Origin of the sequence: Streptomyces sp. WAC 01529 (genome assembly GCF_003945545.1) — a bacterium.
Lineage (GTDB): Bacteria > Actinomycetota > Actinomycetes > Streptomycetales > Streptomycetaceae > Streptomyces > Streptomyces anatolicus.
In genome coordinates, this window is the sequence record NZ_CP029617.1 from 5,225,599 (window position 1) to 5,249,638 (window position 24,040).

General features: G+C 66.8%; 19 protein-coding genes. 11 read left to right on the forward strand and 8 right to left on the reverse strand.

The window, feature by feature from the left end:
• Positions 1 to 41 precede the first annotated feature (41 nt).
• On the reverse strand, positions 42 to 1,493 hold the full coding sequence (locus DMA15_RS23720) for a class II fumarate hydratase (protein ID WP_125514788.1): 1,452 nt from the start codon (positions 1,491 to 1,493) through the stop codon (positions 42 to 44).
• A 122-nt stretch (positions 1,494 to 1,615) separates the two neighbouring features.
• On the opposite strand from DMA15_RS23720, the gene DMA15_RS23725 reads away from it, so the two are divergent.
• Positions 1,616 to 3,151 carry a ricin-type beta-trefoil lectin domain protein gene (locus DMA15_RS23725; protein ID WP_125514789.1) on the forward strand — a complete coding sequence of 512 codons (1,536 nt, stop codon included), beginning with the start codon at positions 1,616 to 1,618 and terminating at the stop codon, positions 3,149 to 3,151.
• A gap of 140 nt (positions 3,152 to 3,291) precedes the next feature.
• On the opposite strand, the gene DMA15_RS23730 is transcribed toward DMA15_RS23725, so the two are convergent.
• Positions 3,292 to 4,959: a fumarate hydratase gene (locus DMA15_RS23730; RefSeq protein WP_164551809.1), complete on the reverse strand. Its 1,668-nt coding sequence runs from the start codon at positions 4,957 to 4,959 to the stop codon at positions 3,292 to 3,294.
• 179 nt (positions 4,960 to 5,138) lie between these two features.
• Here DMA15_RS23730 and DMA15_RS23735 point away from each other — a divergent pair, with 179 nt between their 5' ends.
• Complete coding sequence (locus tag DMA15_RS23735; protein WP_125514791.1) at positions 5,139 to 5,822, forward strand: DUF1707 domain-containing protein; 684 nt, start codon at positions 5,139 to 5,141, stop codon at positions 5,820 to 5,822.
• Between the two features lie 126 nt (positions 5,823 to 5,948).
• Positions 5,949 to 6,323, forward strand: a complete 375-nt coding sequence (locus DMA15_RS23740; RefSeq protein WP_125514792.1) for a WhiB family transcriptional regulator — start codon at positions 5,949 to 5,951, stop codon at positions 6,321 to 6,323.
• A 139-nt stretch (positions 6,324 to 6,462) separates the two neighbouring features.
• On the opposite strand, the gene glpX is transcribed toward DMA15_RS23740, so the two are convergent.
• Positions 6,463 to 7,494 carry a class II fructose-bisphosphatase gene (gene glpX, locus DMA15_RS23745; protein WP_125514793.1) on the reverse strand — a complete coding sequence of 344 codons (1,032 nt, stop codon included), beginning with the start codon at positions 7,492 to 7,494 and terminating at the stop codon, positions 6,463 to 6,465.
• Positions 7,495 to 7,657: 163 nt separating this feature from the next.
• Between glpX and DMA15_RS23750 the strand changes: the two genes are divergently transcribed.
• Complete coding sequence (locus DMA15_RS23750; protein WP_125514794.1) at positions 7,658 to 8,182, forward strand: DUF4245 domain-containing protein; 525 nt, start codon at positions 7,658 to 7,660, stop codon at positions 8,180 to 8,182.
• Between the two features lie 106 nt (positions 8,183 to 8,288).
• On the opposite strand, the gene DMA15_RS23755 is transcribed toward DMA15_RS23750, so the two are convergent.
• From DMA15_RS23755 to DMA15_RS23770, 4 genes are all read right to left on the reverse strand, one after another.
• The gene (locus DMA15_RS23755; protein ID WP_125514795.1) at positions 8,289 to 8,879 is read right to left on the reverse strand and encodes a malonic semialdehyde reductase; all 591 of its coding nucleotides are present in this window, start codon (positions 8,877 to 8,879) and stop codon (positions 8,289 to 8,291) included.
• Between the two features lie 118 nt (positions 8,880 to 8,997).
• Positions 8,998 to 9,270 carry an exodeoxyribonuclease VII small subunit gene (locus DMA15_RS23760; protein ID WP_125514796.1) on the reverse strand — a complete coding sequence of 91 codons (273 nt, stop codon included), beginning with the start codon at positions 9,268 to 9,270 and terminating at the stop codon, positions 8,998 to 9,000.
• A gap of 95 nt (positions 9,271 to 9,365) precedes the next feature.
• A complete protein-coding gene (gene xseA, locus DMA15_RS23765; protein WP_125514797.1) occupies positions 9,366 to 10,580 on the reverse strand; it encodes an exodeoxyribonuclease VII large subunit in 1,215 nt (404 codons plus the stop codon).
• A 176-nt stretch (positions 10,581 to 10,756) separates the two neighbouring features.
• Positions 10,757 to 12,160: an APC family permease gene (locus DMA15_RS23770; protein WP_125514798.1), complete on the reverse strand. Its 1,404-nt coding sequence runs from the start codon at positions 12,158 to 12,160 to the stop codon at positions 10,757 to 10,759.
• A 77-nt stretch (positions 12,161 to 12,237) separates the two neighbouring features.
• On the opposite strand from DMA15_RS23770, the gene DMA15_RS23775 reads away from it, so the two are divergent.
• Positions 12,238 to 13,230 carry a 4-hydroxy-3-methylbut-2-enyl diphosphate reductase gene (locus DMA15_RS23775; protein ID WP_206302814.1) on the forward strand — a complete coding sequence of 331 codons (993 nt, stop codon included), beginning with the start codon at positions 12,238 to 12,240 and terminating at the stop codon, positions 13,228 to 13,230.
• Between the two features lie 80 nt (positions 13,231 to 13,310).
• Positions 13,311 to 14,054, forward strand: a complete 744-nt coding sequence (locus DMA15_RS23780) for a polyphosphate--glucose phosphotransferase (protein WP_125514800.1) — start codon at positions 13,311 to 13,313, stop codon at positions 14,052 to 14,054.
• A gap of 26 nt (positions 14,055 to 14,080) precedes the next feature.
• Here the strand turns inward: DMA15_RS23780 and DMA15_RS23785 are convergent, their stop codons facing one another.
• Positions 14,081 to 14,716, reverse strand: a complete 636-nt coding sequence (locus DMA15_RS23785; RefSeq protein WP_125514801.1) for a DUF6542 domain-containing protein — start codon at positions 14,714 to 14,716, stop codon at positions 14,081 to 14,083.
• A gap of 225 nt (positions 14,717 to 14,941) precedes the next feature.
• Here DMA15_RS23785 and ychF point away from each other — a divergent pair, with 225 nt between their 5' ends.
• The 5 genes from ychF (at position 14,942) to DMA15_RS23810 (ending at position 24,010) form a co-directional block, all read left to right on the forward strand.
• Positions 14,942 to 16,030 (forward strand): redox-regulated ATPase YchF, encoded by a 1,089-nt coding sequence (gene ychF, locus DMA15_RS23790; protein WP_125514802.1) that lies wholly within the window; start codon positions 14,942 to 14,944, stop codon positions 16,028 to 16,030.
• 556 nt (positions 16,031 to 16,586) lie between these two features.
• Positions 16,587 to 19,019, forward strand: coding sequence for a class I SAM-dependent DNA methyltransferase (locus DMA15_RS23795; protein ID WP_125514803.1), 2,433 nt, complete (start codon positions 16,587 to 16,589; stop codon positions 19,017 to 19,019).
• A complete protein-coding gene (locus DMA15_RS23800; RefSeq protein WP_125514804.1) occupies positions 19,016 to 20,218 on the forward strand; it encodes a restriction endonuclease subunit S in 1,203 nt (400 codons plus the stop codon). Before DMA15_RS23795 ends, DMA15_RS23800 begins: the two co-directional genes overlap by 4 nt.
• On the forward strand, positions 20,215 to 23,301 hold the full coding sequence (locus tag DMA15_RS23805) for a type I restriction endonuclease subunit R (RefSeq protein ID WP_125514805.1): 3,087 nt from the start codon (positions 20,215 to 20,217) through the stop codon (positions 23,299 to 23,301). Before DMA15_RS23800 ends, DMA15_RS23805 begins: the two co-directional genes overlap by 4 nt.
• The gene (locus DMA15_RS23810; RefSeq protein WP_125514806.1) at positions 23,288 to 24,010 is read left to right on the forward strand and encodes a SprT family zinc-dependent metalloprotease; all 723 of its coding nucleotides are present in this window, start codon (positions 23,288 to 23,290) and stop codon (positions 24,008 to 24,010) included. The genes DMA15_RS23805 and DMA15_RS23810 overlap by 14 nt, the downstream gene beginning before the upstream one ends.
• Positions 24,011 to 24,040: the final 30 nt, after the last annotated feature.

Here is a 24,040-nt window from a genome sequence, read left to right on the forward strand (position 1 = left end):
TCAGCGGAGTCCCCGGGGTCACCGGGGTCACCGGGGAGCCGTCACGCCTGGGGGCGCGTCATGCGCAGTACGTCCAGTGCCTCGTCCAGCTGCTCCCGGGTGAGGTCGCCCCGGTCGACGTAGCCGGACTCCAGAACGACCTCGCGGATCGTCTTGCGCTCGGCCAGGGACCTCTTGGCGACCTTCGCCGCCTCCTCGTAGCCGATGTACTTGTTGAGCGGCGTCACGACGGACGGCGACGACTCGGCGTACTCCCTGGCGCGTTCGCGGTTGGCGGTGATGCCGTCGACGGTCCGGTCGGCGAGCAGGCGGGAGACGTTGGCGAGCAGCCGGATCGACTCCAGTACGTTCTTGCCGATCACCGGAAGCATGACGTTCAGCTCGAAGTTGCCCGCGGCGCCCGCCGCCGCGACCGTCGCGTCGTTGCCGGTGACCTGCGCCGCGACCATCAGCGCGGCCTCCGGGATGACCGGGTTCACCTTGCCCGGCATGATCGACGAACCGGGCTGGAGGTCGGGGAGGTTGATCTCGGCGAGGCCGGTGCGCGGACCCGACGCCATCCACCGCAGATCGTTGGCGATCTTGGTCAGGCCCACGCCGATGGTCCGCAGCTGCCCGCTGGTCTCGACGATGCCGTCCCGCGCGCCCTGCGCCTCGAAGTGGTCGCGCGCCTCGGTCAGCGGCAGCCCCGTGGCCCGCGCCACCTCGGCGATGACGGCCGCGGAGAAGCCGGGTGGGGTGTTGATGCCGGTGCCCACGGCCGTGCCGCCGAGCGGCAGTTCGGCCAGGCGCGGCAGGGAGGCCTTCAGGCGCTCGACGCCGTACCGCACCTGGGCCGCGTACCCGCCGAACTCCTGGCCGAGGGTGACCGGGGTGGCGTCCATCAGATGCGTACGCCCCGACTTCACGACGTCCGCGAACTCCTCGGCCTTGCGCTCCAGGGCGGCGGCGAGGTGTTCGAGGGCCGGGATCAGATCGCCGGTGACCGCGCTCGTCGCCGCGATGTGGATCGAGGACGGGAAGACGTCGTTCGAGGACTGCGAGGCGTTGACGTGGTCGTTGGGGTGTACGTCACGGCCGAGCCGCTCCGTCGCGAGCGTGGCGAGGACCTCGTTCGTGTTCATGTTCGACGAGGTGCCGGAGCCGGTCTGGAAGACGTCCACGGGGAAGTGCGCGTCCCAGCGCCCGTCGGCGACCTCGGCCGCCGCCTCCGCGATGGCGCCGGCGATGTCCTTGTCGAGCACGCCCAGCTCCGCGTTCACCTTGGCGGCGGCCGATTTGATCTGGGCGAGGGCGGCGATGTGGGCCCGCTCCAGGCGCTGGCCCGAGATGGGGAAGTTCTCCACCGCGCGCTGGGTCTGGGCACGCCACTTGGCGTGTGCGGGCACCCGCACCTCACCCATGGAGTCGTGCTCGGTCCGGTACCCGCCGGTGCTGCTGCCGGTGTCGATCCCGGTGCTGCCGGTGCGGTCGTCGCTGGCGTCGCTGGTCATGCCCTGAACCTACCTCTCCGCTCAAACCCCGTGAAAAGTTGAGCACTTGTCTTGTTCCAGGTATTCCCAAGCCTGCTACCCACCAGTAAAAACCCTGGGTAACACCACACCGGGGAGGCGCAATGGAGCGCATCAGACGCAGTGGACGGTCCCGTCTGCGATGTTCGTTCGCGGCAGCCGTCGCGATGGCGGCCGTGCTCGGCACGGCGGCGGCACCCGCGCAGGCGGCGGGCGGGAGCGAGGCGCAGGCGCCCGTGTCGACCCCGCTCCCGCCCGAGCTGGAGAAGATCCGGGCGGCCGAGGCCACCAAGCTGTACGGCAGCCCTGCCGAGCGCCCGATGGCCGACCGCAAGACCGGCCTGATCTCGCTCGGTGACAGCGAGATCTCCGGCGAGGGCGTGGGGACGTACGAACCGGGCACCGACGGCCCCGACAACTGGTGCCACCGCTCGCCGGACGCCGCGATCCACCGCACCGGCATCCCCGCCGACGTGACGTACAACGTCGCCTGCTCGGGGGCCCAGACGGTCAACATCAGGATCGGCGGCCAGAAGCAGTACGCCGACGAGCTGGTGCAGAGCGACAACCTCGCCATCAAGGCGCGCAACACGAGGATCAAGACGATCCTGCTCGTCGTCGGCGCCAACGACGACCTCCAGTTCTCGCCGGTGATGACGGACTGCGTCACCCGCTACCTGCTCAGCCAGGGTGCGTGCGCGGGCAAGTACCACGACGGCTGGCAGGCGCGCGTGGACGCCCTCGTGCCCAAGGTCGAGCAGTCCCTCCGCGACCTGAAGACGGTCATGAAGGACGCGGGCTACCAGGAGGGCGACTACCAGCTCGTCGCCATGGGCTACCCGAGCCCGATCGGCCCGGACTTCCGCGACAACCCCAAGTTCCCCGGCAAGCTGGCCTGCGGCGGGCTCGGCTACGACTCCGACACCGAGTGGGGCCGCAACTACGCGGTGCCGACCTTCGAGAAGGGCATGCGCAGGGCCGCCAGGAACGCGGGCGCGACCTACCTCGACAACTCCCGCCTCTTCCACGGCCACGAGGTCTGCATGGAGGACACCTGGGCACGCGGCCTCTACGTGGACGTGACCAATCCGTTCCCGCCGGACTCCAACTCCGTACGCCAGTCCTTCCACCCCAACGCGCGCGGCCACGCCGCCTTCGCGTCCTGCCTCACCCAGCTGTACGCCTCCGGCAAGCGCGAGGCCAGCTGTGCCGACCCGGCGAGCACGGGCAGCCCGAAGCTGTACGAGGGCGCCTGGGACGACATGTTCAAGCCCCTGAGGAACGAGGGCACCGGTACGTGCGTGGACGTCGACGCGTCCAAGAGCCGCAACGGCACGAAGGTGCAGGGCTGGGAGTGCACGGGTAATCGCAACCAGATCTGGTGGTACGACGAGTCGCGAGGGTCCCTGCATACGGGGCTGACCCAGGACCGGTGCCTGGACGTGGCCGACGGCGCCTACAAGGAAGGCGCCGCCGTGGTGCTGTGGAACTGCCACGGGGGTGGCAACCAGAAGTTCGTCCGGGAGGGCGGGACCGTGCGGCCCGCTGCCGCGAGTGGGCTGTGTCTGACCCTTGCGGGGGGCACGGAGCCGGTGCGGCTTCAGAAGTGTGCCGGGACTGCGAATCAGCGGTTCGCCTGAGGGGTTGGCTTTCTGCGGGTGCGTCGTGGCTGGTCGCGCAGTTCCCCGCGCCCCTGACGGGGCGCACCCGCGCCTGTGCTACGCCAGGCCCACGCCCCTGACGGGGCGCGTCCCCTGACGGGGCGCGCCCCTTACGGGTGCTACGCCAGGCCCGGGCCCCGCACCGGGATGTGCGTGAACGTCGGTTCGGGGGCCGGGTTCTGGAAGAAGTCGTTGCCCTTGTCGTCGACGACGATGAAGGCCGGGAAGTCCTCGACCTCGATCTTCCAGACCGCCTCCATGCCGAGCTCCTCGTACTCGACGGCCTCGACCTTCTTGATGCAGTCCTGGGCCAGGCGCGCGGCCGGACCGCCGATCGAGCCGAGGTAGAAGCCGCCGTGCGCGCCGCACGCGTCGGTGACCTGCTGGGAGCGGTTGCCCTTGGCGAGCATCACCTTGGAGCCGCCCGCGGCCTGGAACTGCTCCACGTAGGAGTCCATCCGGCCCGCCGTGGTCGGCCCGAAGGAGCCCGACGCGTAACCCTCGGGGGTCTTCGCGGGACCGGCGTAGTAGACCGGGTGGTCCTTCAGGTACTGCGGCATCTCCTCGCCCGCGTCGAGCCGCTCCTTGATCTTGGCGTGCGCGATGTCGCGGGCCACGACGAGCGGGCCGGTCAGCGAGAGGCGGGTCTTGACCGGGTGCTTGGTCAGCTCGGCGAGGATCGCGTCCATCGGCTGGTTGAGGTCGATCTGGACGACGTCCGCCGACTCGTCGAGGTGCTCGTCGGTCGTCTCCGGCAGGAAGCGCGCCGGGTCCGTCTCCAGCTGCTCCAGGAAGACGCCCTCGGCGGTGATCTTCGCGGTCGCCTGGCGGTCGGCCGAGCAGGAGACGGCGATCGCGACGGGCAGCGAGGCGCCGTGGCGCGGCAGGCGCACCACGCGTACGTCGTGACAGAAGTACTTGCCGCCGAACTGCGCGCCGATGCCGATCTTCTGCGTCAGCTCGAAGACCTTCTCCTCCAGCTCCTTGTCGCGGAAGCCGTGACCGGTCGGAGAGCCCTCGGAGGGCAGCTCGTCCAGGTAGTGCGCGGAGGCGTACTTCGCGGTCTTCAGGGCGAACTCGGCGCTGGTGCCGCCGACGACGATCGCCAGGTGGTACGGCGGGCAGGCGGCCGTGCCCAGAGAGCGGATCTTCTCCTCCAGGAACTTCATCATGGAGGCCTCGTTCAGGACGGCCTTCGTCTCCTGGTAGAGGAACGACTTGTTGGCCGAGCCGCCGCCCTTGGCCATGAAGAGGAACTTGTAGGCGCCGCCGTCGGTCGCGTACAGCTCGATCTGGGCCGGGAGGTTGGAGCCGGTGTTCTTCTCCTCCCACATGGTCAGCGGGGCCATCTGGGAGTAGCGCAGGTTCAGCTTCGTGTACGCGTCGAAGACGCCCCGGGAGAGCGCCTTCTCGTCCTCGCCTTCGGTGAGGACGTTCTGGCCGCGCTTGCCCATCACGATCGCCGTGCCGGTGTCCTGGCACATGGGGAGCACGCCCGCGGCCGCGATGTTCGCGTTCTTCAGCAGGTCGAGCGCGACGAACTTGTCGTTGGACGACGCCTCGGGGTCGTCGACGATGCGGCGCAGCTGGGCCAGGTGCGCGGGCCGCAGATAGTGCTGGATGTCGTGGATCGCCTCGGCGGCGAGCGTGCGCAGAGCCTCCGGGTCGACCTTGAGGAACGTCCGCCCGTCGGCCTCGAAGGTGGAGACACCCTCGGAGGTCACCAGCCGGTAGGGGGTGGTGTCCTCTCCCAGGGGGAGCAGATCGGAGTATTCAAACTCTGGCATTTCGGCCATTCCTCACTCGGCAGACAGCGGCGCGGCCTCCATTGGCAACGCGCCAACCAGCGTAGAACGCGCCCGGCGGACCGGGTCTGTGAGGTAAGGCTCAGTAGGGTGCGGGGCCCGCCGCGCCGGTTGTCCACAGAGGCTAGTCGCGATCTATCGCGTTTCGATACGCTGCTGGCGTGGACCTCGAAAAGCGCCTCCCGCAGCCCGCTCCCGCCGCAGCCGAGCCGGGTTCCCTCCGCGCCTCGGACGCCGACCGCGACCGCACGGCCGACATCCTCCGCGAGGCGCTGGCCGAGGGCCGGCTGACCGCCGAGGAGCACGCGGACCGCGTCGAAGGGGTCTACCGCGCCAAGACCATGGCCGAACTGCGCCCGCTGGTCGGCGACTTGCCCGCCGCCCAGGAGCAGCCCCGGGCCGGGTCCACGCCCGAGCGCGCCCCGGCCCGCCCGTCCCCGGGAGCGGTCCCGCCGGTCGCCGACGAGAACATGGTCGCGGTGCTCAGCGGCTCCGTCCGCAAGGGCCGCTGGCGGGTGGCCCGCCGCACCCACGCGTACGCGATCTTCGGAAGCGTCGAGATAGACCTGAGCGAGGCGATCTTCGAGCAGCGCCAGGTGATGATCAAGGCGGTCTCGATCTTCGGCTCGGTCGAGATCCGCGTGCCGGAGAACGTCTCGCTGCGCGGCAGCGGCCTCGGCGTCCTCGGCAACTTCGAGGTGGACACGCTCGACTCCGCCGAGCAGGACGCCCCGGTCGTCTTCGTGGACGGCGTCGCGGTCCTCGGCAGCGTCGAGGCGCGGGCCAAGCGCGGCAAGCGCGTCCATGACCTGCACCGCCGGCTGCGCAAGCACCTCGGGCACTGACGGCCGGGGCCCCGCGGCGGGAGCCCGAGGCTCCGGCGCATCGGAACTCAGTGCATAGGCGCGCACACAGCGGGTAGAGCTTGCTGCATCGTCTCTCGCTCGCGAAGCCGTCGTCAGGAGTAGACCGTGCTGCAACCGTCGCATCAGTCCTTGCAGGTCGCCGCTGTCCCGGCTCAGCGGGGGCCGGCGCGGGATCGGACCGACGACGCCCCATGGCACACGGAAGCCGTGTGCCGCCGCGACGAGGCCGGACTGTTCTTCGCCCCGTCCAAGGAGCCGACCGCGTCCAGGCTCTCGCGCGAGGAGGCGGCCAAGCGGGTCTGCGCCCGCTGCCCCGTGATGGTCGAGTGCCGCGAGCACGCCCTGCTCCAGCCCGAGCCGTACGGCGTGTGGGGCGGACTCACCGCCGCCGAGCGCCGCGTGGTCCTGGCCCGCCGCCGCAGGCGCGACCTCGAACTGCAGAAGGCGGCGCACGCGACGGGCATCGCCGCCGCCGGGTAGGCGGGCCGCGCGGGCGGCCCCCGGACTCACCGCGGCGCGGCTCACCACGGCCCCCGGACTCATGACGGAGGGGGCGTCCCCCGCACGGGACGCCCCCTCCGCCGTACGAACCGTTCTCTCCGGCCCGCCGCTGTTCCCGCTACTTCGCGCGGTCGAAGTCGACGGCGCTGTAGGCGCGCAGCTTCGAGAGCCGGTGCTCGGAGTCGATCTTGCGGATCGTGCCCGACTTGGAGCGCATGACCAGCGAGGACGTCGAGGCGGTGGCCGCGCGGTAGCGGACGCCCTGGAGCAGCTCGCCGTCGGTGATGCCGGTGGCGACGAAGAAGACGTTGTCGCCCTTGACCAGGTCGTCGGTCGAGAGCGTGCGGTCCAGGTCGTGTCCGGCGTCGAGGGCGCGCTGGCGCTCGGCGTCGTCCTTGGGCCACAGCTTCCCCTGGATCACACCGCCCAGGCACTTGATCGCGCAGGCCGAGATGATGCCCTCGGGGGTGCCGCCGATGCCCATGAGCAGGTCGACGCCGGTGCCCTCGCGCACGGCCATGACCGAGCCGGCCACATCGCCGTCGGAGATGAACTTGATGCGGGCGCCGGTCTCGCGGATCTCCTTGACGATGCCCTCGTGGCGGGGGCGGTCGAGGATCATGACCGTGACGTCCTCGGGCGAGGAGTTCTTGGCCTTGGCGACGCGGCGGATGTTGACCGAGGCGGGCGCGTTGATGTCGACGTAGTCCGCGGCCTCGGGGCCGGTGACCAGCTTGTCCATGTAGAAGACGGCGGACGGGTCGAACATCGCGCCGCGGTCGGCGGCGGCCAGGACGGCGATGGCGTTCGGCATGCCCTTCGCGGTCAGCGTGGTGCCGTCGATCGGGTCGACGGCGATGTCGACCTCGGCGCCGGTGCCGTCGCCGATGCGCTCTCCGTTGAAGAGCATCGGGGCTTCGTCCTTCTCGCCCTCCCCGATGACGACGACGCCGTTCATCGAGACGGTGTGGACGAGGGTCCGCATGGCCCTGACCGCGGCGCCGTCCGCGCCGTTCTTGTCGCCGCGGCCGACCCAACGGCCCGCGGCCATGGCGGCTGCCTCGGTGACCCGGACTAGCTCCAGGGCGAGGTTGCGGTCGGGAGCCTCGGGGGAGACCTCTAGCTCGGACGGAAGATGATGCTCGGTCATCGGGACGCACCTCTCTGCTGATACGACGACGGCCGGATGAGGGATTGTGACGACTCTATCCGTAGGTCGACAAAATGAGCAGTGGGCCCTACGCATGAGCGGACCGGACGCCGGGGGAGGCACCGGGGGAAGGCGCGCGTTCCGCGCCTGAGACCATGGAGGCGTGGCAGGCAGACAAGGCAACCAGACCGTCAAGAACATGCTGTGGTCGTTGGTGGTGATCACCCTGGTCGCGGGCGTGATCTACATCTTCGTCCCGCATGACGAGTCCAAGACCCCGGTCAAGCGGGTCGACTACCGCGTGGAGCTGCTGACGGCCCGGCGGGCCGCGGCGTATCCCGTGGCGGCGCCCGAGGGTCTGTCCAAGGCGTGGAAGCCGACGTCCGTGCGGTTCAACGGCGCCGAGCACGACGACTGGCACCTGGGCTTCCTCGACCCGGACGGCGAGTACGTGGCGGTCAAGCAGTCCACCGCCAAGCCCGCCAAGTTCATCGAGGACGCCACCCAGGAGGCCACGAGGACCGACGCCACCGAGAAGATCGGCGGCCGGACGTGGCAGCGCTACAAGGGTTCGACGTACGACGCCCTGGTGAGCACCGAGAAGGGCGCGACGACGGTCGTCACCGGCACGGCCCCCTTCCGGCAGCTGGCGAAGATGGCGGAGTCGCTGGAGATGAAGAAGGCGTGAGCGCGCGGCACGGCGTGACCGTGCGGCGCTGAGCACGCGAAGGGCCCCCGGCGGTGTGCCGGGGGCCCTTCGCGTGGCTGAGCGGTCAGCTGGGTCGCTGTGTCGCTCAGACCGTGGTGACGACGTCGTCGTAGGCCAGGCGCGGGGAGCGCGGGAACCAGGCGTCCTCGCCCGGCTTGCCGATGTTGACGACCATCAGCGGGGTGTGGTCGTCGTCCAGGAACTCCTTCTGGACGCCCGCGAAGTCGAAGCCGGTCATCGGGCCCGCGGCCAGACCGGCGGCGCGGACACCGACGATGAAGTAGCCGGCCTGGAGGGTGGCGTTCACCAGCGCGGCCTGCTCACGGGCCGGGCGCTCGGCGAAGAACACGTCCTTGGCCTGCGGGAAGTGCGGGAACAGCGCCGGCAGCTCCTCGTGGAACTCGTTGTCCGCGGAGAGGATCGCGACCAGCGGCGCGGTCGCGGTCTTCGGGCGGTTGCCCTCGGCCATGTGCGCGACCAGGCGCTCGCGGGCCTCGGGGGAGCGGACCAGGGTGACGCGCAGCGGCGACTGGTTGAAGGCGGTCGGGCCGTACTTGACCAGGTCGTAGATCGCCTGGACCTGCTCCTCGGTGACCGGCTCGTCGGTGAAGGTGTTCGCGGTGCGGGCCTCGCGGAAGAGCAGGTCCTGGGCGGCGGGGTCAAGGGCGAGAGACATGGATCTACCTTCTCGATACGTGCTGTGGATCAGTGGCACTCACGACACTACGACAGCTGACGTTTAAGATTCAACCAAAACGGGGTCCCCGTGATCCGCCTCACAGGATCACGCGCGGTCAGCTCTGGTCGTCGTCCCCGGCGCCCTCGCCGCCCCGCGCGCCCCCGGCCTCCTCGCCCGCGAGGGCCGCGTCCAGGCGGGCGCGCGCGCCGTCCAGCCAGCGGCGGCACACCTTCGCCAGCTCCTCGCCCCGCTCCCACAGGGCGAGCGATTCCTCCAGGGTCGTGCCGCCGGTCTCCAGGCGGCGTACGACCTCGATCAGCTCGTCCCGCGCCTGCTCGTATCCGAGCGCGTCCGCCGGGCCCGTGGCCTCGTCCGTCTTGCTGGTCATGCGCCCACCCTAATCGTCGGCTTGTTCGGTTCATGCGGCTTGCGTGGCTTATGTGACTTGGGCCTACGCGGCCCGGGCTATGCGGTGCGCTCGGGCTATGCGGTGCGCTCGGCGCGTACGGTGAACTCGCCCTCGGCGACGCGGGCCCGCAGCTCCTCGTCGGCGCCCACCTCTTCAGGTGCCCTGACCACCGCGCCGTCCGCCTTCTGGAGCACCGCGTACCCCCGCTGGAGGGTCGCGGCGGGGGAGAGGGCCACCACGCGCGCGTGGGTGTGCGTCAGCTCGGAGGAGGCCCGGTCGAGCAGGTGCCCGAGCGTGCGGCGGGCGCGGTCGGCGAGGGCCGAGACCTGCTCCTCGCGCTCCTCCACCATGCGGTGCGGATGCTCCATGGAGGGGCGGCCCAGGGCGTGCGCGAGGCCGCGGTCCTCGCGGTCGAGGAAGGCGTCCATGCAGCGCCGGGCGCGCTCGCGCAGGGCCTGTACGCGCTCGTACTCCTCGCCGACGTCCGGGACGACCTTCTTGGCGGCGTCGGTCGGGGTGGAGGCGCGCAGATCGGCCACGTAGTCCAGGAGGGGGTTGTCCGGCTCGTGCCCGATCGCCGAGACCACGGGCGTACGGCAGGACGCCACCGCCCTGATCAGCTGCTCGTCCGAGAAGGGCAGCAGGTCCTCCACACTGCCGCCGCCCCGCGCCACGATGATCACGTCGACCTCGTCGAGGGCGTCCAGCTCCCGCACGGCCTGGACGACCTGCGGCACCGCGTGCACGCCCTGGACGGGGACGGCGCGCACCTCGAAGCGGACGGCGGGCCAGCGGTGCCTGGCGTTCTCCAGGACGTCCCGCTCGGCGGCCGACGCGCGGCCCGTGACCAGGCCGATGAGCTGCGGCAGGAAGGGCAGCGTCTTCTTGCGCTCGGGCGCGAAGAGGCCCTCCGCGGCGAGGCTCTTCTTCAACTGCTCGATCCGCGCGAGCAGTTCCCCGACGCCGACGGGCCTTATCTCGGCGGCCCGCAGGGACAGCTGGCCCCGCGGGGCGTACCACTCCGGCTTGGCGTGGACGACGACGCGGGCGCCCTCGGAGACGACGTCCGCCACGGCGTCGAACACCTGGCGGTAGCAGGTGACGCTCACCGAGATGTCGTGCGACGGGTCGCGCAGCGTCATGAAGACGACGCCGGCGCCCGGTCTGCGGGACAGCTGGGTGATCTGCCCCTCGACCCAGACGGCGCCGAGCCGGTCGATCCAGCCACCGATGAGCCGCGACACCTGCCCCACGGGCAGCGGCGCGTCCGCGGACGTGTTGAGAGCCATGCGGCGAGCCTAGCGGGAGGGTGTGACAGCCCAGGGCTGCCTGTTCGGCGCGGATCCGGCGCGGGGCAACGGCCCCTACGGTGCGGCTCCGGCGCGGGGCAAACGGCCCCTACCCCGCCGATCCGGCGCGGGGCAAACGGGTGGGTGGGTGGGAGAGATTCGCCGCGAAGCGGCGCCTAGGACACCCGCCGCGCCCCCTGAACAACAAGAACCACCAACCCCACCCCCAACCAAACCGCCCCCACGACCTGCGCCGAGCCCGACGCCTCCCAAATAACGGCCACCACGATCAACGCCCCCAGCACAGGGATCAGCAGATGCCGCCACCAACTGAACCCGTCACCCCGGCGCCCGCGCCCAGGCCGCACCACGAACCACCCCACCACGCTCGCGTGCAGCAACAGGAAGGCCGTAAGCGCCCCGATGTCCACCACGGACACCAGGTGGTCCATCCCGTCGTCCCGCCGAGCCGCCCACACCGCCGCCACCAGCGTCACCACGGCCGCACACAGCAGCGCCACCCGAGGCGTCCCGGAGTCCGTCCGGGAGAGCACCTTCGGCAGCCGCCGGTCCCGCGCCATCGCGAAGAGCAGTCGTCCCGCCGCGGCCTGCCCCGCCAGCGCGGCGAACGCCGCGCCGATCGCCTTGCTGACGGCCACCAGATCGTGCAGCCACGCCCCGGCCGCCGAGTCCACGGAATCGTAGAAAGCGGTCCCCTGCTTCCCCGGCTCCGCGGCCAGCTCGGCGGAGGACAGCGGCTCAAGGAGGGCCACCAGATACGTCTGGGCGACGAACAGCACACCCGCGAGCGCCAGACAGAACAGCACCGCCCGCGCGACCTTCGCCGAGCCGCCCGTCACCTCCTCCGCGAAGGAGGCGATCGCGTCGAAGCCCAGATAGGACAGGACGGCGATCGACACCGCCCCCACCACCGCCGAGAGGGCGAACGCGCCCTGCGAGCCGTCGCCCGTCAGCGGCGACAGCCAGTCCCGCCGCGCCCCGTCCTGGACGAGGACGACCACCGCCGCGACGATGAAGACGATCAGGACCACGACCTCCATGGCGAGCACCGCGAAGCCGACCCGCGCCGCCGCCCGCACCCCCCAGAGGTTCAGCGCGGTCGTGATGAGCACCGCGATCGCCGTCCACACCCACCGGGACACCGAGGGGACGAGCGCGTTCATGGCGATACCGGAGAAGAGATAGGCGACCGCCGGGATGAGCAGGTAATCGAGCATCGCCATCCACCCGGCGATGAACCCGGGGCCCTTTCCGAGCCCCGCGCGCGCGTAGGCGAAGACGGACCCCGCCTGGGGCACCACCCGCACCATCTGCGCGTAGCTGAAAGCGGTGAATGCCATCGCGACCGTGGCGATCAGATAGACGAGGGCGACGGCGCCGTGCGACTTCGCGTCGAGCGTGCCGAAGACGCCGACCGGCGCCATGGGGGCGATGAAGAGCAGACCGTAGACGACGAGGTCCCGGAAGCCGAGACTGCGCCGCAGCCCTGTGCCGTCGGCGGTCTCGGCGGCCTCGGTGCCTCCGGAGGGGGCTCCCGTACTGGCGGACTGTCCGGACATCGTGCCTCCGTAGATCAACGCAGGGCCTCCAGTCTCCCCAACGCGCCGATCTTTGACGCGCTGGACGCGGCCTTACGATGGGGGGCATGACTGCAACGCCTGGCTCCCGCCGTGTCCTGCTCGCCGCTCCCCGTGGCTACTGCGCGGGCGTGGACCGTGCCGTGATCGCCGTCGAGAAGGCCCTGGAGCAGTACGGGGCCCCTATCTACGTACGCCACGAGATCGTCCACAACAAGTACGTGGTGCAGACGCTGGAGAAGAAGGGCGCCATCTTCGTCGACCAGACGGCGGAGGTCCCCGAGGGCTCCATCGTCATGTTCTCCGCGCACGGCGTGGCCCCGACCGTCCACGCGGAGGCCGCCGAGCGCAAGCTCGCGACGATCGACGCGACGTGCCCGCTGGTCACCAAGGTCCACAAGGAAGCGGTGCGGTTCGCCAAGGAGGACTACGACATCCTCCTGATCGGCCACGAGGGCCACGAGGAAGTCATCGGTACGTCCGGCGAGGCGCCCGACCACATCACGCTGGTCGACGGCCCCGAGGATGTGGCGAACGTCGAGGTCCGCGACCCCGACAAGGTCGTATGGCTCTCCCAGACCACGCTGTCCGTCGACGAGACGATGGAGACGGTCGACGCCCTGAAGGGCAAGTTCCCGAACCTGCTCTCGCCGCCGAGCGACGACATCTGCTACGCCACGCAGAACCGCCAGACCGCGGTGAAGAAGCTCGCCGAGGACGCCGAGCTGGTCATCGTCGTCGGCTCCAAGAACTCCTCGAACTCCATCCGCATGGTCGAGGTCGCCCTGGACGCGGGCGCCGCCGCCTCGTACCTCGTGGACAACGCCGACGAGATCGACGAGTCCTGGCTGGACGGCGTCACCACGGTCGGCCTGACCTCGGGCGCTTCCGTGCCGGACATCCTGGTGGACGGCGTCATCGAATGGCTCGCCGAGCGGGGCTACGGCGACGTGGAGACGGTGAAGACCGCCGAGGAGTCGATCACCTTCTCGCTCCCCAAGGAGCTGCGCAGGGACCTGCGCGCGGAGGCGGCGGAGCTGTCACAGCGGTGACCGGGCCGACCGAGCTGTCATAGCGGTGACCGGGCCGACCGAGCTGTCACAGCGCTGACCCTCCCCGTAACGTGGGGGCCATGCAGATCTTCGGAGTGGACATCGGCGGATCCGGGATCAAGGGCGCTCCCGTTGACCTGGACCGTGGAGACCTGGCGAAAGAGCGGCACAAGGTCCTGACCCCGCATCCGGCGACGCCGGAAGCGGTGGTCGAGGGCGTGCGGGAGGTCGTGGAGCACTTCGGCTGGACGGGGCCCGTCGGCGCCACGTTCCCCGGAGTGATCACCGACGGCACCGCCCGCACGGCCGCCAACGTCGACAAGAGCTGGATCGGTACGGACATCCGCAAGCTGGTCTCCGACCGCCTTGGCGGCACCCCCGTGACCGTCCTGAACGACGCGGACGCGGCGGGCGTCGCGGAGATGCACTTCGGCGCGGGCAAGGGGCGTACGGGCACGGTCCTGATGCTCACCCTCGGCACGGGCATCGGCAGCGCCCTGTTCACCGGCGGCCGCCTGGTGCCCAACACCGAGCTGGGCCATCTGGAGCTGCACGGCCACGACGCGGAGAAGAAGGCCTCCTCCAAGGCGCGCGAGGACGAGGACCTGACCTGGGAGCACTGGGCGCGGCGCGTGCAGAAGTACCTCGCGCACGTGGAGATGCTGTTCTCGCCGGAGCTGTTCATCATCGGCGGCGGGGTGAGCCGCAAGGCGCACAAGTTCCTGCCGCTGATCGAGGGCATCTCGGCGGAGATCGTCCCGGCGCAGCTGCAGAACAACGCGGGCATCGTGGGCGCGGCGATGGCGGCGGACGGCAGGGCGTAGTCCTGACCGGTGGCGAGCCGGTCGGATCAGGCGGCGGGGACGCGTTTCCCGCCGCCCGGCTGACGGGGCTGCGCGGGGCGCGGCTGCCTGCGCCGCTGGGCCATGAGCCGCACCTTGCGGACGGTCACGATCACTCCGGCGACGAGCGTGCCTCCGTAGAGCCATCCCGCGTGCAGCGCCAGCGACGTGACGAGCCCCATGACCTGGCCGCCGAACCCGCCGGTGCCGCCGGAGATCGGCAGGATCCCGGCGGCGAAGGAGATCGGCACGGCCACCGGCGCGGTGACCAGGTCTGCCGGGCGCACCCACAGCGCGGTGAGCGCGGCGACGGGCACGAAGAGTACGCCGTACGCGACGAGGGAACTGCCGAACAGCAGCCGCAGCAGACAGGCGAACAGGAACATCACGGCCGCGCAGAACAGGCCGCTGCCGAGCCCCGTCAGACGCGGGTTCGGCATCTGCCGCAGCCTGCGGTACAGCGGGGAGCGGCGCAGCGCCCGCACGAACGGCGGGACGGGCCGGCGCGGACGGGCCGCGGCCCGGTACACGGTGCCGGACCCGGCCGCCCTGCCCTGCGGGGGCAGCGGCGCGGTCCGGCGGGGCCAGGCTCCCGCGGCGGCCTTCGGCTCGGACTGAGAGGGACGCGTCCTGTGTTGCTCCACTGGACCAACCTAGGTCGGCCCCCGCGCGGAATCAGGCGCGGGACACGCCCTTTGGGTGACCTTGGCCATGCGTTCGACAGGGAGACGGCCGGGCGGACAGCCGTCCGGAAGGGCAGTCGGCGGTACGCCGTAGACTGGTGGATCGGCCCACGTACGAAGCGCACGCACGAAGCGCCGGTACGAGGGGACCGCCCCACCCAGCCCTGACGTACGGGAAGTCGCAACGTGTCGCTCACGATCGGAATCGTCGGTCTGCCCAATGTCGGCAAGTCGACCCTGTTCAACGCCCTGACCAAGAACGACGTGCTGGCGGCCAACTACCCGTTCGCCACGATCGAGCCGAACGTGGGCGTGGTCGGCGTCCCCGACCCCCGCCTGACGAAGCTGGCCGAGATCTTCTCGTCGCAGAAGGTGCTCCCCGCCACGGTCGACTTCGTCGACATCGCGGGCATCGTGCGCGGCGCGAGCGAGGGTGAGGGCCTCGGCAACAAGTTCCTCGCGAACATCCGCGAGTCGGACGCGATCTGCCAGGTCATCCGCGCCTTCAAGGACGAGAACGTCGTCCACGTCGACGGCAAGGTCTCGCCCAAGGACGACATCGAGACGATCAACACCGAGCTGATCCTCGCCGACCTCCAGACCATCGAGAAGGTCTTGCCGCGCCTCCAGAAGGAGTCGCGCATCAAGAAGGACGTCGCGCCGAAGGTCAAGGCCGTCGAAGAGGCCAAGGAGATCCTTGAGAAGGGCGACACGCTCTTCTCCCAGGGCATCGTCCAGGGCGCGGAGCGCTCGGAGCTCCTCCACGACCTGCACCTGCTCACCACCAAGCCCTTCCTCTACGTCTTCAACGTGGACGAGGACGAGCTGACGGACGACGACTTCAAGGCCGAGCAGCGCGCGCTGGTCGCCCCTGCCGAGGCGATCTTCCTCAACGCCAAGCTGGAGGCGGACCTCGCCGAGCTGGACGACGAGGAGGCCCTGGAGCTCCTCCAGTCGGTAGGCCAGGAAGAGCCCGGCCTCGCCACCCTGGCCCACGTCGGCTTCCGCACCCTGGGCCTCCAGACCTACCTCACGGCAGGCCCCAAGGAATCCCGAGCCTGGACGATCAAGAAGGGCGCGACGGCCCCCGAGGCGGCCGGCGTCATCCACACGGACTTCCAGAAGGGCTTCATCAAGGCCGAGGTCATCTCCTTCGCCGACCTGGTCGAAACGGGTTCGGTCGCCGACGCCCGCGCGGCGGGCAAGGCGCGCATGGAGGGCAAGGAGTATGTGATGCAGGACGGGGATGTGGTGGAGTTCCGGTTCAATGTTTAATTGAACTTTCAATCAAAATTCCTCGCTCTGTGAGGGTGCAGGTCAAGGGGGCCCGTCAATCCAAGACGGGCCCCTTTTGCGGCTCCAACGAAGGTCGGACGGTGCATTGGGCTGGACGCTGTCCCGGAGGCTGTCCCGTGCTGACATTGCGCTGTGCAGGATTGTGGGCCTAGGCCGCGGTTGGTGCAGGCGGACGCTGGGGGCATAAGTAGCGCGGGACATGGCGAGGTGCACCTCCGCGGGACAACGGTTGCTTTGCTCAGCTGGCACGAACAGGGGCTGACCTTCGCACCTTGATGTCTGTTGCAGGCGTCGAGTCCAACTCGTTGCGCGTGACACGAGCTAGACCCTTGAGCGCCGCGGACTGACGGCATCCTGCGAGAGAACCCGGCGCTATCGTTGGGGCACCTAGCTTGGGCGTTGCCTCTAGTGGCAACGCCGTCGCGCACAGACATACGAGGGATGGGCGCCGAAGAATGGACAGGTCGCACGTACAGCTCACCGCGGGATCGCGGTCAGACTCTGGGCTTGGCGCCGGCAAGGGGGTGGCGTGCTAGTGGCTCTCAAGAAGTCGGACCTGTACAGCTCGCTGTGGCGGAGTTGCGACGAGTTGCGTGGCGGCATGGATGCCAGCCAGTACAAGGACTACATCCTGACGCTGCTGTTCGTGAAGTATGTGACGGACAAGGCGAAGTCCGATCCAAACTCCCTGATCGACGTCCCCGTCGGCGGATCCTTCGATGACATGGTCGCACTTAAGGGCGACAAGGAGATCGGCGACAAGATCAACAAGATCATCGGGCAGCTCGCCGAGGCCAACGGACTCGAGAAAGTCATCGACCTTGCCGACTTCAATGATGAGGAGAAGCTCGGCAAGGGCAAGGAGATGCAGGATCGCCTCTCCAAGCTGGTGATGATCTTCGCTGACCTCGACTTCCGGGGTAGCCGCGCTGAGGGCGACGACCTGCTTGGTGATGCTTACGAGTACCTAATGCGGCACTTCGCAACGGAGTCGGGCAAGTCGAAGGGGCAGTTCTACACTCCGGCCGAGGTCTCTCGGGTACTCGCCAAGGTCGTTGGCATCGGAGCGGGCACCCGGCAGGACCACACGGTCTACGACCCGACATGTGGGTCGGGCTCGTTGCTCCTCAAGGTAGCTGACGAGGCCCCACGTGGCCTTACCATCTACGGTCAGGAAAAGGACAACGCCACCTGGGCGCTAGCCCAGATGAACATGATCCTGCACGGCTACGAGGACCGTGACATTCGCAAGGGTGACACGATTACCAGCCCAGAGTTCACCCAGGGCGCACGGCTACAGACCTTCGACTTCGCCGTCGCCAACCCGCCGTTCTCGATCAAGTCGTGGAGCAACGGCCTGGAGAACGAATACGGTCGCTTCGAATTCGGCCGGCCACCGGAGAAGAACGGCGACTACGCCTTCCTGCTCCACATCCTCAAGTCCCTCAAGAGCAACGGCAAGGCCGCAGTCATCTTGCCGCACGGTGTGCTGTTCCGCGGTCATGCCGAGGCCAACCTTCGTAAGGAACTGCTGCGCCGTGGCTACATCAAGGGCATCATCGGCTTGCCCGCAAACCTCTTCTACGGCACAGGCATTCCGGCCTGCATCATCGTCCTCGACAAGGAGAACGCCCAGGCACGAACGGGCGTCTTCATGATCGACGCTTCCAAGGGTTTCACGAAGGACGGCAACAAAAATCGTCTCCGGAGCCAAGACATCCACAAGATCGTTGACGTCTTCAACAAGCAGACCGAGATCGATCGCTACTCGCGCATGGTGCCGCTCCACGAGATCGCCGACCCGAAGAACGACTACAACCTCAACATCCCGCGATACATCGACTCCTCCGAGCCGGAGGACATCCAGGACCTTCACGCTCACCTTCACGGCGGGATCCCGGACCGTGACCTGGACGCACTCAACGGGTACTGGGAGGCGTTCCCGAGCCTGCGCTCCACGATCTTCAAGCCAAACCGTCGTGGCTACAGCGACCTCGCGGTCGGCGTAGCTGAGGTACAGCAGGCCATCCTGGACTCCGACGAGTTCCAGAAGTTCGCTAGGGACGTCCGCGGCCAGGTTGACGACTGGTTCGCCGCGCACCGGCTGGCCCTGCAAGCGCTCAACGCGGACACTGTCCCCAAGGATCTGATTGTTCGCGTCGGCGACGATCTACTGGCCCGGTTCAAGAACATCCCTCTGCTCGACGAGTACGACGTCTACGAACAGCTCATGACTTATTGGCACGGCGTCATGCACGACGACGTCTTCCTCGTCATGAACGACGGGTGGTGTGAAGCGGCGAAGCCCCGCAAGACCATCGAGGACAAGGAGCGCAAGCTCTCCGAGGCCCCGGACCTTGTCATTGGCTCGGGGCGCAGCGCCATCAAGTACAAGATGGATCTCATCCCGCCGACGTTTGTCGTCGCTCGCTACTTCGCGGACGAGCAGTCCAAAGTTGATGCGCTACACGCGGCCACTGAAGAGGCAAGCCGTGCTGTCGAGGAGTACATCGAGGAGCATGCCGCAGAGGACGGCCTGCTTGTCGAGGCGATGGACGATGGCAAGATCTCTAAGGCTCTCGCTTCGACACGCCTCAAGGTGGCTCGGCATGAGGGAGCTGATGCGGAGGAGATCAAGGCTCTCCAGCGCCTGGTCAAGCTGTACAACGACGAAGCGGTGGCCAAGAAGACCGCCAAGGAAGTCCAGGCCGCCCTCGATCTCGCGACCCTCAAGAAGTACGGCGACCTCACTGAGTCTGAGATCAAGCAGCTGGTACTCGACGACAAGTGGCATGCGACCGTTGCTAGCCGCGTGGCAGCAGAGGGCGAGTCGCTCACGCTCGCACTCGTCTCACGGATCCAGCAGCTCGGCGAGCGCTACGCCGAGACTGTCAGTGAGCTCAGCGCTGAACTGGAGAAGCTGGAAACCAAGGTGGCTGGTCACCTGGCAGACATGGGGGTCCAATGAGCACAACCGATATTGAGGGTTGGGTGACGTCTCGCCTCGGAGATATCGGTCAGTGCCTCATCGGACTGACCTACAGCCCTGGTGATGTTAAGCGGTCCGGAACGCTCGTATTGCGATCCTCAAACATCCAGAACGGTCGACTTGTTTTTCATGACAACGTTCATGTCGACAGCGTGATTCCAGACAAGATTAGGGTCCGTGAAGGCGATATATTGATCTGCGCCCGAAATGGGAGTCGTCAACTCATTGGCAAGAGCGCGATGCTCGATCGCCGTGTCGTCGGGCAAACGTTTGGCGCCTTCATGGCTGTTTACCGGTCTTCATGCAACCGCTACCTTCGATACTTCTTCCAGTCTGGAGATTTTAAACGTCAGATTGACGATCATCTTGGCGCAACTATCAATCAGATCACCAATGCGAGCTTGAGAAGTTTCATCGTCGCGCTGCCGAGCCCAGCTGAGCAGGAGGCAATCGTCTCTCGCTTGACCGACGTGGATCGCTACATCGCCGCGCTGGAGAGGATGATCACTAAAAAGCAGGCGATCAAGTATGGCGTAATGCAGCAGCTACTCACCGGTAGGACTCGCCTCTCGGGGTTCAGTGCTCCATGGAATACTCGCCACCTCTTGGATCTTGTTTCACTCAAGTCTGGCCAGGTGGATCCGAGAAGACCCGAGTATCAGGCCCTCCCCTTGATTGCTCCCGATCACGTGGAGTCCGCGACAGGCCGCCTCCTAAAAGTTGAAACTGCCAGGGTGCAAGGGGCCATTAGTGGAAAGTATCTTGCGGCGTCGGGAGATGTTATTTATAGCAAAATTCGCCCCTATCTCCAAAAGGCTGTCCAGGTGAACGGCCCGGCACTGTGTAGCGCTGATATGTATCCGCTCACGCCGAAACCAGGTGTAGACGGGGCCTTCATTTTGCATACGCTACTGAGTGAGCGTTTCACGAACTTCGCCGTCAGCGTATCTGCGCGAAGCGGCATCCCGAAAATCAATCGAACCGAGCTAGCAGAATTCACGCTACCAGCTCCTGATCTGTCGGAGCAGCAAGCGATTTCATCGGCCGTGAATCAGATGGATGAGCAGATTTTTGCTCTCGAGAAGCGGCTAGCTAAACAGAGGTCTGTCAAACAAGGCATGCTGCAAGAGCTTCTCACCGGCCGCACCCGCCTTCCCGTCAAGGAGAGCGCAGCATGAGCAACGTCGGTCAGCCGGAGCGCAAGACTCAAGACCGTGTCATCAATCTGTTCCGAGACTCGCTGGGCTACGAGTACCTCGGAAACTTGGAACACCGTGCGGCAAACTCCAACGTCGATGTGGAGCTGCTCACTCAAAATCTCCGTGCCCGGGGCTACAGCGACAACCTCATCAACAAGGCGATCGACAAGCTGAAGAGTGACGCCTCGCTCGGTGGCGGCCGCGATCTGTACGAGGCGAACCGGGACGTCTACGGCCTGCTCCGGTACGGGGTGAAGGTCAAGCGCGGCGTCGGCGAGCAGACAGAGACGGTGTGGCTCATCGACTGGAAGAACCCTGGGGTCAATCACTTCGCCCTGGCGGAGGAAGTGACGGTGCTGGGGCAGCACTCCAAGCGCCCTGACATCGTGCTGTACGTCAACGGCATCGCCCTCGGGACGATTGAGCTCAAGCGTTCGAAGGTCGCCGTCTCTGAAGGTATCCGGCAGAGCATAGGGAACCAGCGTCCCGAGTTCATCCGGCCGTTCTTCACGACGGTGCAGCTCGTCATGGCCGGCAACGACGTGGAGGGGCTGCGTTACAGCACCATTGATACGCCGGAGAAGTACTGGCTCGGCTGGCGTGAGCCTTCCGATATCGCCGATTCCCTCGATCGGTCCTTGACACAGCTCTGCTCCAAGGGGCGCCTGCTTGAGCTGGTTCACGACTTCATGGTTTTTGATGCGGGGCAGAAGAAGACATGTCGGCACAACCAGTACTTCGGCGTCAAGGCTGCTCAGGAACGGATTGCCAAGCGCGAGGGCGGCATCATCTGGCATACCCAGGGCTCCGGCAAGTCGTTGACGATGGTGTGGCTGGCTAAGTGGATCCGCGAGAATCAGCCAGACGCCCGCGTTCTTCTCATCACTGACCGGACCGAACTGGATGAGCAGATTCAGAAGGTCTTCCAGGGAGTCAACGAGGTCATCTACCGAACCAAGAGCGGCGCTGACCTCGTCGCCACGTTGAATGCGAGCGATGAGTGGCTGGTCTGCTCGCTGGTTCACAAGTTCCGTGGCTCGGAGGATGGTGCCGCCCGTGATGAAGCTGAGAGTGAGTTCATTCGTGAGCTCACCGCGACCGTCCCCAAGGACTTCCAGGCCAAAGGCAATCTCTTTGTCTTCGTGGACGAAGCCCACCGTACGCAGTCGGGCAAGATGCACGACGCCATGAAGGCGCTCATGCCGGGGGCCATGTTCATCGGCTTCACCGGCACGCCTCTTCTCAAAGAGGACAAGGACACCACTGTCCAACGGTTCGGCACCTTCATTCATACCTATAAGTTCAACGAGGGAGTTGCCGACGGCGTCGTGCTCGACCTGCGGTATGAGGCGCGCAACATTGACCAGGACTTGACCTCGCCGGCGAAGGTCGACCAGTGGTTTGAAGCCAAGACCCGTGGCATGACTGACCTCTCCCGTGCTGAGCTCAAGAAGCGCTGGGGCACCGTGCAGAGAGTCGCTAGCTCGGAGCCGCGGGCTCGGCAGATAGTCAACGACGTCCTGTTCGACATGGAGACCAAGCCGCGGCTGATGGATGGTCGAGGCAATGCGATGCTCGTCAGCCAGAGCATCTACCAGGCGTGTAAGTTCTACGAGCTGTTCATTCAGGCCGGGTTCAAGGGTAAGTGCGCCATCATCACGTCGTACGCACCGCAGGCGAGTGATATCGCTAAGGAAGACTCAGGCCACGGTGCGACCGAGCGACTGCGTCAGTACGAGATCTACCGGCAGATGCTCGCAGATCACTTCAACGAGCCTGCGGATCAGGCGATGAGCAAGGTCGAGCAGTTCGAAAGGGACGTCAAGGAGCGGTTCGTCAGTGACGCAGCCCAGATGCGGCTGCTCATCGTTGTCGACAAGCTCTTGACTGGCTTCGACGCTCCGAGTGCGACGTACCTCTATATCGACAAGAAGATGCAGGATCACGGTCTGTTTCAGGCGATCTGCCGGGTCAACCGCCTCGATGGTGAGGACAAGGACTACGGCTACATCGTCGACTACCGCGACCTGTTCAACTCCCTTGAGTCCGCGATTACGGACTACACCGTCGGCGCTCTCGAAGGCTACGAGTCGAAGGACATCGAAGGGCTGCTGTCAGATCGGATCGACAAGGCACGCGACGACCTCGATGAGGCTCTGGAGAAGGTTCGGGCGCTCTGCGAGCCGGTCGAACCACCAAAGAACACCCTCCAGTACCAGCAATACTTCTGTGCCCGGGAGCAGGGCAACGCCGAGCAGCTCAAGGCCAACGAACCCAAGCGGGTTGAGCTTTACAAGTCCGTGGCGGCCGTCACTCGCGCGTACGGCAACCTCGCCAACGAAATGTACGCCGCTGGGTACAGCGACGCCGAAGCCGCAGCGATCAAGGAAGAGATCGCCCACTACGCCAACGTGCGTGAAGAGGTGAAGCTCGGCGCCGGTGAGAATGTTGACTTCAAGCAGTACGAGGCCGGCATGCGGCACTTGTTGGACACCTACATCAATGCCAGCCCTTCGGAGGTGGTCTCTGACTTCCAGGAAGCCGGGCTGGTTAAGTTGATCGTCGAGATGGGAGCTGGTGCGCTCGACAAGCTTCCTGCGGGTATCAAGAAGGACCCGGAAGCGGTGGCAGAAACGATCACCAACAATATGCGCGCTGTGATCATCGACGAGCGCCCGATGAACCCCAAATACTACGACAAGATGTCAGAGCTGCTCGACGCCATACTGGAGGAACGGCGGCAGAGAGCCCTGGACTACAAGGAGTATCTCGCGAAGCTCCTGGAGCATGCGTCCAAACTTGGCAAGGGCGAGTCAGACACCCAGTACCCGGATTGGGCTGACAGTGGTGGTCGCCGGGCTCTGATTGATTTCTTCGGTCCGTCACCTGAGCTGGCCGTGCTTGTGGACACCACTATCCTCCATACCAAGCCCGACTCGTGGGTGGGAAACGTGATGAAGGAAAAGAAGGTCAGACGCGCGCTCGCTCAGGCGCTGACCGCCGACTTCGACCGGCTTGATGAGCTACTGGAATTGCTGAAGGCGCGTCATGAGTACCGGTAGTGCCTCTCTCACCGTCCGTGGCATCGATATTGAAATCATCTACAAGAACATCAAGAACCTGCACATCGGTGTCTATCCACCACTGGGGCGCGTCCGTGTAGCAGCGCCGCACCAGCTCGACGATGAGCAGGTGCGACTCGCTGTAATCCAACGCCTGTCGTGGATCAAGGAGCAACGAGAGCAGTTTAAATCTGCCGACCGGCAGTCCACGCGGGAGATGGTCACAGGCGAGTCCCACTATGTGTGGGGCGTTCGTCGCAGGATGAAGGTGGTGGAGCGTCCCGGGCGGGCTCACTTTGAATTGGACGGTGAACGGCTGCTGCTGTACGTCCCGGTCGGCACAACAGCTGAACGGCGGCGGGACTTGCTGGACCGCTGGTATCGGGAGCAGCTTCGAAATGTGCTCCCGGGTTTGATTGCCAAGTGGGAAGCCCTCCTCGAGGTTTCGGTGCCGCGATGGAACCTCAAGCGGATGAAGACCAAGTGGGGTTCGTGTAATCGTGAGACCGGGCGCATCTGGTTCAACGTCGAGCTTGCGAAGAAACCTCCAGGCTGCCTCGAGTACATCGTCGTCCACGAGATGACGCACTATCTGGAGCGCAACCACGATGAGCGCTTCACTAAGCTCATGGAGAGGTTCATGCCGAATTGGCGGAAACTTCGTGACCAGCTAAATGACGCCCCACTTGCAGAGGAAGAGTGGGCCTGAGGGGGCGGTAGCAGGAGCCCTTTGTGGGAC